Raw genomic sequence first — 2,713 nt, 5'->3', positions numbered from 1 at the left:
GCTATCCGGACGTCGACTTCAGCAACTGGATCGGCGTGGTGGCCTCGGGCCAGATGCCGGAAGACCTGGCGCGCAAGATCCAGACCGCCGTCGACAAGGCCGCGCAGACCCCCAAGGTCCGCGCCCGCATGGAAGCCCTCGGCTACGAGCCCATCGCCGAACTGCCGCTACCGCAACTGAGCCAGTCCGTGCGCGCCGAGTTCGACCGCAACGCAGGCATCGTGAAGACGTTCAATATCCAGCCTTGAAGGGCGCGTCGCCTTCCCCGCCCCGCTGTTTTCGGGGAAGGCGCTCGAATCTTTGAGGAAGACGTGATGATCACCGGCCAGAGACGCGCGAACGTCAGCGTCTGCCATCACGATGTCGCGCGATGACGACACCCCACTCTGGCACCCCCTACTTCACACGATGGTTTGCTAAGCTGCGAACGCCGCCAACGTGCCGGCAGCCCGAAAACTACAAAAGTCAGGGAAGGCCTATCGATGCCCAACTCCGCGCTGGCCCCATGCAAACGCGTCATTAGCCATCTGGCGCTGTTCACGGCATTGATCATGGCCTTGCCACAGATCGCCGTAGCCGCACACGGTTATGCGCAATTTGGCGACCTGAAGTACCCACCAGCATTTACGCGCTTCGACTACGCGAGTCCGGACGCCAAGAAAGGCGGCAGCATAAGGCTGTCCAACCCCACGCGGAGTACGAGCTTCGACACGTTCAACCCGTACTCAACCGGCAGCGTCGCACCCGGGATCAGCACGCTCATGTTTGAGACGCTGCTGGAAGCGAGCGCCGACGAGCCGGCCAGCGCGTACGGATTGCTGGCGGAAGATGTCACAGTGTCTGCTGACCAGCGGTCGGTAACCTTTCGCATTCGCCGTGAGGCACGCTTCTCCAATGGAGACCACGTGCTGGCTGCCGACGTCAAATATTCCTTCGACACGCTGACAAACGAAAAGGCGGATGCCGGGACGCGCGACTTCTTCAAGGACCTGAAAGCGGCCGAGGTCGTTGACCCTCGCACCATACGATTCAGCTTCCGAGTACCAAGCGCAGAGCTACCTTTGATTGCTGGCATCGTTCCCGTTTTCTCCAGCAAGTGGCGTGCAGGCGATCCATCCAAGGGGGGCAGCCTCGTTCCCCCGATTACCACCGGTCCGTATCGCATTGCCGCGCATGATCACGGCAACCGTATCGTCTACGTGAGAGATCCGGACTATTGGGGCCGCAATCTGCCCGTCCGGGTGGGAACCTTCAACTTCGATCGTATCGAGTATCGTCTCTTTGCGAGCGACCAAGAGCGACTCATGGCGCTGCACAAAGGCCTGATTGATTTGACGTTCGAGCATCGGCTCGATTCCTGGCGGTCCGCGTATGCCGGCAAAGGCTTTCAGAGCGGTCAACTGATCAAGCGGGAATTTCCTATCCACGGCATCGCGAGTACCCAAGGATTCGTCTTCAACACCCGCAACGCGCTATTCAGGGACGTTCGCGTGCGCAAGGCAATTGCCCTGGCGTTCGACTTCGAAGCACTGAATCGAGAACACTACGACGGCATCTATCGGCGCACAACCAGTTGGTTCCCCAATAGTGAACTGGCTGCAAACGCCAACGCTCGAAAGTTGTCGGCCTCTGCGCCCCGCCTTTTCGATGGCAGCTACGGCAGTGCGTTGGCCGAAGCACGAAAATTGCTGGCGCAGGCGGGCTGGCATCTGCGCGACGGTGTGCTACGAAACAATCGCGGCGAGCCGTTCTCGTTCGAGTTTATCGATACGGCGGCAACCACCAATGTGCCGATCGCACGATTCAGCGAGGATCTTGCAAAGCTGGGCATCGATGTGAGGCGACGCGACGTCAGTTTCGAAACCTATCGGAAGCGTCTGTGGGATTTCAACTTCGACATGGCTGGCGTCCGATTTTCGAATTCAGACGCTCCCGGCACGGAACTGCGCAATGTCTTTGGCGCTGCAGCCGCCAACACACCTGGATCCGACAACTTCATGGGGGTGACTTCGGGTGCTATCGATGAATTGATCGAAGCCCTCGTGCAGGCAAAGTCCCGCACATCCCAGGTGGAAGTGGCACGTACATTAGACAGAAAGCTACTGGACCAGTGGCTTATGGTCCCGTTTGGCTACCAATCGCAACGATGGTTGGCCTTTCGGCGCGAACTCTCTCATCCCGATGGAATCCCCATGAATCTCTCGGCGGAACGCTGGCCTATCTCACTTTGGTGGGGCACCGGTGCTGCCAGATCGGCGGGTTCTGCTTTATAGGTACTCACAACGAACCAAAGAAAAGGCCAGCCTCGCGGCTGGCCTTTTTGCTGCTCTCCTCCCCCGGCCGGGGTCAGCCTTGCGCGGACTCGCGCAGCTGCTTCTTGTTGATCTTGCCGACGCTGGTCTTGGGGATCTCGGTCACGAAGACGATGCGGTCCGCCTCCGGTACCGCGAACTTGCTGAGGCGGTTGCCGGCCACATGGTCCAGCAGGCGCTGACGGATCTCGGCCGCATCCACGGCGTGGCCGGGCTGGCCGACCACGAAGGCCATCGGCCGCTCGCCCCAGCGCGCGTCCTGCACGCCGATCACTGCGCACTCGCGCACGCCGGGCACCTGCGCCACCAGCCCCTCCACCTCGAGCGACGACACCCACTCGCCGCCGGTCTTGATCACGTCCTTGATGCGGTCGACGATGCGGACGCCCGATGCGGACGCC

Annotated in this window: 2 protein-coding genes and 1 pseudogene; 2 read left to right on the top strand and 1 reads right to left on the bottom strand. The window is 60.9% G+C overall.

Going from position 1 to position 2,713, the window contains the following annotated elements; translation table 11 throughout:
- Both AB4Z27_RS28685 and AB4Z27_RS28680 read left to right on the top strand, forming a co-directional pair.
- Positions 1 to 248: pseudogene (locus AB4Z27_RS28685) on the top strand (tripartite tricarboxylate transporter substrate binding protein); the annotation flags it as partial.
- A gap of 234 nt (positions 249 to 482) precedes the next feature.
- Entirely contained in the window at positions 483 to 2,273 is a 1,791-nt protein-coding gene (locus tag AB4Z27_RS28680; protein ID WP_441645938.1) for an extracellular solute-binding protein, read from the top strand.
- A gap of 73 nt (positions 2,274 to 2,346) precedes the next feature.
- Here the strand turns inward: AB4Z27_RS28680 and AB4Z27_RS28675 are convergent.
- On the bottom strand, positions 2,347 to 2,713 hold a 367-nt coding region (locus AB4Z27_RS28675; protein WP_441645937.1), incomplete at its 5' end, for an AMP-binding enzyme.

The organism is Cupriavidus sp. KB_39 (assembly GCF_052114485.1).
Lineage (GTDB): Bacteria > Pseudomonadota > Gammaproteobacteria > Burkholderiales > Burkholderiaceae > Cupriavidus.
This window is presented reverse-complemented; position numbering and strand designations above follow the sequence as displayed.